We start from the raw sequence: 7,255 nt of genomic DNA on the forward strand, positions 1-7,255 counted from the left end.
CTCCTCGTCGGTATGGAAGATCTGCGGGTCGTATTTGCGGGCGAAGGCCTTGATCGCCTCGGGCTCGAATGTGTGCGAGCCGAGCGTCACCGTGGTGCCGATACGAAAGAACTCGTCCAGTGTCATGCTTGGCTCCCCGCGGCATCGCGCGTGAGGAACATGGCGGAGTTCTCGAGCTCGAAGACGCTTTCGCCGCGCTGGTTGAACAGTTCGCTGCGCATTGTAACGAAGCCGAGTTGCGGCTTCGATTTGGACAGGCGCTTGGCAACGACCACCAGGGTGCCGGTCAGTTGATCGCCGGCCAGGACCGGCTTCTTCCATTTGACCTGATCGACGCCGGGCGCGCCCTGGCAGGTCGAGTCCAACAGGAAGGCATCGCACAGCATGCGCATGAACATGGCGCAGGTGTGCCAGCCCGACGCCGCCAGCCCACCGAGGATGCTGGCCTTGCCGGCTTCCTCGTCGAGATGCATCGGCTGCGGGTCGAATTCTCCGGCGAATTCGACGATCTCGGCGGCACTCACGAGCTTCGAGCCGAGGTCGATCGATGCACCCTCGATGAAGTCCTCATAGGCCCATGTTTTTATCTCTGCGGTCATGGTCTGGAATCCGGCTTGTCGACCCACGATCCTCAGGATCGGGGTTTCCGGATGCAGGCCGGCGTTCATTTGGTCAAGCGATTTCTACTGCGCCAGCCTGTGGCAGCCGATCGACAGGCCCACTCAGAGCCAGCCGCGGCGGCGGAAATACCAGAAGGGCAGGATCGCCGACAGCACCATCATGGCGATGGCGAAGGGATAGCCAAGTTCCCATTTCAACTCGGGGATGACGTCGAAATTCATGCCGTAGATCGAGGCGACCAAAGTCGGCGGCAGGAAGATGACGGCGGCGACCGAAAAGATCTTGATGATGGCGTTCTGCTCGATCGAGATCATGCCGAGCGTCGCGTCGAGCAGGAAGGAGATCTTCTGCGACAGGAAGGTGGCGTGGTCGGCGAGTGACAGCACGTCGCGAGACAGCGTCTTGATGCGCGCCTTGGTGTCCTTGCTCATCTTGGTGCGGGTCGAGGCATGGGCGAAAAAGCCCGCCAGGCGCTGCAGCGAGATCAGGCTGTCGCGGATCGAAGACGCGATGTCCTCCTTGCGGCCGATGGCTTTCAACAATTCCTGGAAGTCGCGATTGCGCTTGGAAACCTTGGTCGATCGCGCCTCGAAGATATCGCGCGAGATCGCCTCGATGTCACGGCCGGCACGCTCCAGAATGTCGGCGAGACGGTCGACGATCGCCTCCAGCAAGCCGATCAGGATGGTGTCGCCGCTGGTGCAGCCGGTCGCCACCTTCTCGGCGCGCTGCGGAAAGGTCTTGAAGGCCTTCGGCTCATGGTAGCGCACAGTGATCAACCTTGTGCCGGCGAGCACGAAGGTGACCGGCGACATCAAGGGATCGTCGACCTCGGTCTGCGCGGGCAGGGTTGCGGTCATGAAGTAGGCGCCGTCCTCGACATAGAGGCGGCTCGAAATCTCGATCTCCTCCATCTCCTCGCGCGTCGGAATGGCAACGCCGAGCCAGCTCTCGATCGTCGCTTCCTCTTCCTTTGTCGGGTTGAACAGGTCCGCCCAGACGATGGTCTCGCTGTTTGCCAGGAGATCGTCGACGACGCGCAGGCGATCATTGTCCACGACGAAGGCCTTGATCATCGCCTGATTCCCTTGCTGGGGCCAAAGGGTGCGTTCGGATTGACGCGTCGTGTTGGATTGCACGGTTCCTGGCGCCAGCGCCGACCGTGCGTCTGCCGCTTAGACCTGTGACGTGACAAAATCAAGACAAGCCCGAATCGGGCCGGGGGACGGCCCTCGCGGCTCGGAAGCCGCGTCAGCGGATCGATCTAAAGACTGGCTAGAGTGACCTCCAAGTCCTCGTATGCGCCGACGAGGGCATCCGCGCCATGTCGCAACAGAGCATCGCCATGAGTGCCGGTGCAATGACTGCCAGCGGTAAATCCGATCACGCGCATACCTGCTGCCTTGCCCGCCAGGACGCCATTCACGCTGTCCTCGACCACGATGCACTCCTTTGCATGAACACCGATCGTGTCCGCCGCATGCAAGAACAGGTCTGGTTCCGGCTTTCCATTGACGACCATGTCCGATGAAAAAATATTAGGATCGAAAAGGTCGACAAGGCCCGTGTGTTCGAGTTTCCAACGCAATCGGGCCAGCGGCGTGCTTGACGCCACACATCTCCATGCGGCGAGCCGGCCAATCACATTCCCTGCATCGGGTAAGGCCGCCAGATTCTTACGCAAGCGTTCGTTGGTGTGGTCGGCAAGCTGTTCAAAAAAGAGCGGAGAGAGCGGCTTGGCTCGCTCTTGGCCGATCGCTTCGAGCTTCGCCTGCCACATAGCGGGAGACAATCCCATGAAGGCTTGCGTATAGGCGCTTGGTTCGAACGTGATGCCGGCCGCCGCCAGATATTCAAGCTCGGTTGCCTGGTATATCTCCTCGCTGTTCACGAGGACGCCGTCACAATCAAATATTATCAGCTTTATAGGCGACACTTTGGGCCTGATATCTGGTGGTCGGCTCAGCCGGCCCGCGGACAGTCTCGAAGGACTTCCATCAAATCACGTGTTGAACTTGAACAGCAGGATGTCGCCGTCCTGGACGACATATTCCTTGCCTTCGTCGCGGGCCTTGCCGGCTTCCTTGGCCGCCACTTCGCCGCCCAGTGTGACGAAGTCATTGTAGGCGATGGTCTGGGCGCGGATGAAGCCGCGCTCGAAATCGGTGTGGATGACGCCGGCGGCCTGGGGGGCCTTGTCGCCCTTATGGATGGTCCAGGCGCGCGTCTCCTTCGGCCCGACGGTGAAGTAGGTGATGAGGTGCAACAGATCGTAGCCGGCGCGGATGACCTTGTTGAGGCCGGGCTCGTCGAGGCCGAGCGAGGACAGGAATTCCATCTCTTCCTCATCGGAGAGCTGTGCGACCTCGGCTTCGATGGCGGCCGAGATCACCACGGTGCCGGCGCCCTGGGCGGTCGCCATCTTTTCCACGGCCCTGGTGTGCTCGTTGCCGGTGGCTGCGTCGGCCTCGGCGACGTTGCAGACATAGAGCACGGGATGCGAGGTCAGAAGGTTCAGGCCCTGCAGGATGCGCAAATCTTCGGCCGAAATATCCTTGAGCAGGATGCGGGTCGGCTTGCCGGCCTGCAGCAGTTCTAGCGCTGCCTCCATCATCGGCAGCACTGACGTCGCTTCCTTGTCCTTGCTGCCGGCGCGCTTGCGGAATTGCACGATGCGGCGCTCGAGGCTGTCGAGGTCGGCGAGCATCAGCTCGGTTTCGACCGTCTCGGCATCGGCCACCGGGTCGATGCGGCCCTCGACATGGGTAATGTCGTCATCCTCGAAGCAGCGCAGCACATGCACGATGGCGTCGACCTCGCGGATGTTGGCGAGGAACTGGTTGCCCAGCCCTTCGCCCTTCGAGGCGCCGCGCACCAGACCGGCAATGTCGACGAAGGAGATGCGGGTCGGGATGATCTCCTTTGACTTGCCAATCGCCGCGATCTTCTGCAGGCGCGGATCGGGCACCGCGACCTCGCCGGTATTCGGTTCGATGGTGCAGAACGGATAGTTGGCGGCCTGCGCCGCAGCCGTTCTGGTCAACGCGTTGAAAAGCGTCGACTTGCCGACGTTGGGCAAGCCAACGATGCCGCATTTGAAACCCATTTTGTCCGGTCCTATCGGGAAATAGAAATTTGATCAGGGCTATGGGCGATAGGGGTGATCAACGTCAAGCCCTTCGGTTCCCTTGATGCTCAGTCCTTGCCGCCGAACAGCTTCTTCAGCATGGCGGCCATCGGACCGCTTTCCGGCAGCTTGGCCAGGGGCTGTTGGGGCCGTGCTTGGCGGACGTGACTTTGCTGCTTCTGCGCCGGCTGCTTAGGTGCCGATTTTTCGGGCTCCGGCCCGGCCTTGCCCTGGACGGCGAGACTGGCTTTGTTCATGAAGCCGGATTCGTCGCCTTTGGCGATCATGGCGGCGTTGTCGGCGATCGCGTCGAGCAGCGGGTCAAGCCATTCGCGGTCGGCCTTGTCGAAATCGCCGAGCACATGGTGCTGGACCATTTCCTTGACGCCTGGATGGCCGACGCCGATGCGTACGCGGCGATAGGTGTTGCCGACATGGCCATCGATCGAACGGATGCCGTTATGGCCGCCGGCGCCGCCGCCGGTCTTTATGCGCAGCTTGCCTTCGGCAAGATCGATCTCGTCATAGAAGACGGTGAGCGCGGAAAGCTCGAGCTTGTAGAAGCGCAGCGCTTCGCCGACCGACTGGCCGGACAGGTTCATGAAGGTCTGCGGCTTGATCAGGACGACTTTTTCGCCGCCGAGCGAGCCCTCGGCGATCAGGCCCTGAAATTTCTTCGACCAGGGCGAAAAGGAATGGCGGCGGGCGATTGCGTCCGCCGCCATGAAACCGACATTGTGCCGATTGCCGGCGTATTTCGCGCCCGGATTGCCGAGACCTGCAAACAGCAGCATCGCCTGCTCCGGGCGTGAAAGAGTTACTTCTCTTCGGCGGCAGGAGCCGCTTCAGGTGCAGCCGCTTCAGCCGTCTCTTCCGTCTCCGGCTTCATCGCCGACGAACCGGCAATGGTCGCGATGGTGAAGTCGCGGTCGGAGATCACAGGCTTGACCCCAGCCGGCAGCTTGACCGCCGAGATGTGGATCGAATCGCCAATGTTGGCGCCGGTGAGATCGACGGTGATGAATTCCGGGATCGCATTGGCCGGGCAGTGGAACTCGACTTCGTGACGCACGATGTTGAGTACGCCGCCGCGCTTGATGCCGGGCGACTTGTCCTCGTTGATGAAGTGGACAGGCACGTCGACATTGACTTCGGTGTCCTTGCCGATGCGCAGGAAGTCGACATGGACAGGGAAATCCTTGACCGGGTCGAGCTGGAAGTCCTTCGGCAGGACCTGGATCTTCTTGCCGTCGACATCGATCGTGGCGATCGTGGTCAGGAACCCGCCGCCATGGATCTTGTAGTAGATGTCCTTGTAGGTGAGCGCGATAGCCAGGGGAGGCTGCTTGTCACCATAAATTACTGCAGGCACTTTACCGTTGCGGCGAACTGCACGGGCGGACCCCTTACCGACCTGTTCGCGTGCTTCGGCCTTGAGCTCGTAAGTGTCGTGGCTCATGGCATTTCCTTTCGGTTTGTTCTGGAGCGCTCACGGTGGGCAGAGTGCCTGGACCGTAAACGTCGAAAGCCGACATACCCATGCATGATCTGGTCCGAAAACCGGAATCCACTTTTCGGGATCATGCGGGAAGGCGGCCTTCCGCCGCGTTGCCTCCAAGGGTGTCTACGCGGGTGGCGGCTCTATAGCGGAAGGCGGCCGGAGGTGCAAGCCAAAGGCACGACCGGCCTGGTGCAGCCCAGACGGCCGCTATCCGCGCTTTTCGATGACGGCATAGAGCACGTTGCGGTTCTCGCCGAAGAATACCTGCGCCTCGACGGTGTTGCGGTCGACGCTGGCATTGACGATGTTCCACATATCGACCTCCGATCGCAGCAGCAACACCCAGTCCATGAACGTCTCCCGATACCCCGCGTCGGGGGTGCCCTCGGCGTAGTTGGCGAACAGGAATGTTCCGTTCGGCTTCAACATCTGCAGGCAGGTCTTCGTGAGTTTCACCGCGACGTTGTGGGCGAGGTAGTCGTAAAGGCCGGAGGCGTAGATGAAGTCGAATTTGCCGAGCTTGTGGCCCCGCGTGAGCACGGTTCGCACCGAGCCGTCGATGGCTTCGACGGCGGTGCCCTGGAAGTCGCGCGAGATCAGCCCAACGCTCTGGGGATCCTGGTCGAGCGCAACCCAGCGCTTGAGACGGCCCTCCGTCAGGGCGACCGAACGATTGGCTTCCCGCAAATGGCCGGCCGCGATCGCCAGAACCTCGGTTTCCGGTCCGTTCTTGGCCGCGATCTCGTCGACATATCGGGTCAGGAGGTCGCGTCGTTCCCGGGCCGCGACGCATGACGGTACGTTCTGGGTATGGCTATAGAGTGCTTTGCCGACCTCCGAGGCGTTCGCCACGCTCTCTGCCACGTGCGGATCACAATAGATGTAGTCGAGCAACTGCGCGTCGCCGGAATAGCCCCTGGGTTTGGTGAAGGACCAGTGCGTCAGTGGATCCTCGAGAAAATACTTCAGGATCGGATGGTTCTGCGCGACCGGTATCAACGCATGCCAGACGTCGGGATGAACCTTGGAATGCAGGCCATTGAGGAAGGACAGCAAGCGGCCGACGATCTCGGCCGGGTTCTTGTCCTGTTCGACCTGCTGCTGTGTCGCGTGGAGAATGAGGGCAAGCTCCGCGCGCGCGGTTTCGAACGCTTCGCCATGATGCTCGATCTTTCCCCGAGGCAGCGTGCCGGCGAGCATCTCGGCAGTAATCAAGCTTTTGCCATCAAGAACGGTCTGCACGCCATCACTCCATAGTTAACAGTCGGTTAACTTATTGCGTAGAATGCTCCCTTTGCCAATGTCGGGCCGACGGCATTTTAGGTTTATGATTAATTTCCCGCCAACCATGTTCGTTGGTTAATCAGTTTCCGAGCCGGATTCCGGGTTCGAGTTAACGGAAACTTGTCTTGCGCGATTGCATTTGTTTGCCCGGCGTTCGCAATCGCCGTCGCGTCCCAAGGAGCCGGCCCGCGTGGGGGCAGAAGCTGGAAATGAGTTCGGAAAACAAAATCCCTTTCAAAAGGGGTCGATTGTGATGAACGAACACGTGTCATCCGCATTGGCCGATACGGTTGACGCTGAGCCGTACGAGCCGCGCTACGAACTGGGGGCCGACGAACTTCGCGCCCTCTACCGCACCGAAGCCCGGGCGACGCGAAGAGGGGAGGCCAGGCCAGGGCTTTGGATCGCAGTTGCGATCTATCTCTTGTTTTCGGCAACGGATCTGCTGCTGATCCCGGATGTGGCCGCCTATACGATCACGGCGCGCTTCGCGGTCGGCTTGAGCGCGCTTTTGATCCTGGAAGCGCAGCTTCGCCACGGCGTCGGGACGGAATGGCTCGACGTGACCTGCGCCGGGGCCATCATCTTTGGCTATGTTGGTTGGCTGTGTCCGGCGATTATGGGCGCGGACAAGGAAAGCGTCTCTTACTATATGGTCTTTGGGACCATATTCATGATGAGCGCCAATCTTTTCTTTACATTCAATTTCAAGCTGTCTATCG

7 protein-coding genes and 2 pseudogenes are annotated in these 7,255 nt (G+C 60.7%); 1 reads left to right on the forward strand and 8 read right to left on the reverse strand.

Annotated features, from left to right (window positions below; all coding sequences use genetic code 11):
- From EN994_RS36025 to EN994_RS11550, 8 genes and pseudogenes are all read right to left on the reverse strand, one after another.
- A pseudogene (locus EN994_RS36025) lies at positions 1-126 on the reverse strand (dehydratase); the annotation flags it as partial.
- On the reverse strand, positions 123-599 hold the full coding sequence (locus EN994_RS11520) for a MaoC family dehydratase (RefSeq protein WP_013529991.1): 477 nt from the start codon (positions 597-599) through the stop codon (positions 123-125). The gene EN994_RS11520 and the pseudogene EN994_RS36025, both read right to left, overlap by 4 nt.
- Before the next feature lie 123 nt (positions 600-722).
- Entirely contained in the window at positions 723-1,697 is a 975-nt protein-coding gene (gene corA, locus EN994_RS11525) for a magnesium/cobalt transporter CorA (protein ID WP_023809832.1), read from the reverse strand.
- A 188-nt stretch (positions 1,698-1,885) separates the two neighbouring features.
- Entirely contained in the window at positions 1,886-2,557 is a 672-nt protein-coding gene (locus EN994_RS11530) for an HAD family phosphatase (protein WP_272482876.1), read from the reverse strand.
- A 66-nt stretch (positions 2,558-2,623) separates the two neighbouring features.
- Positions 2,624-3,727 (reverse strand): redox-regulated ATPase YchF, encoded by a 1,104-nt coding sequence (gene ychF, locus EN994_RS11535; protein WP_024505635.1) that lies wholly within the window; start codon positions 3,725-3,727, stop codon positions 2,624-2,626.
- Positions 3,728-3,816: 89 nt separating this feature from the next.
- The gene (gene pth / locus EN994_RS11540; RefSeq protein ID WP_127307543.1) at positions 3,817-4,542 is read right to left on the reverse strand and encodes an aminoacyl-tRNA hydrolase; all 726 of its coding nucleotides are present in this window, start codon (positions 4,540-4,542) and stop codon (positions 3,817-3,819) included.
- A gap of 23 nt (positions 4,543-4,565) precedes the next feature.
- Complete coding sequence (locus EN994_RS11545; protein ID WP_013529995.1) at positions 4,566-5,207, reverse strand: 50S ribosomal protein L25/general stress protein Ctc; 642 nt, start codon at positions 5,205-5,207, stop codon at positions 4,566-4,568.
- Positions 5,208-5,456: 249 nt separating this feature from the next.
- Positions 5,457-6,491: a methyltransferase gene (locus EN994_RS11550; RefSeq protein ID WP_013529996.1), complete on the reverse strand. Its 1,035-nt coding sequence runs from the start codon at positions 6,489-6,491 to the stop codon at positions 5,457-5,459.
- 295 nt (positions 6,492-6,786) lie between these two features.
- On the opposite strand from EN994_RS11550, the pseudogene EN994_RS11555 reads away from it, so the two are divergent.
- Positions 6,787-7,255: pseudogene (locus EN994_RS11555) on the forward strand (GGDEF-domain containing protein); the annotation flags it as partial.

Source organism: Mesorhizobium sp. M7A.F.Ca.CA.002.09.1.1 (assembly GCF_003998555.1).
Taxonomy (GTDB): domain Bacteria; phylum Pseudomonadota; class Alphaproteobacteria; order Rhizobiales; family Rhizobiaceae; genus Mesorhizobium; species Mesorhizobium ciceri.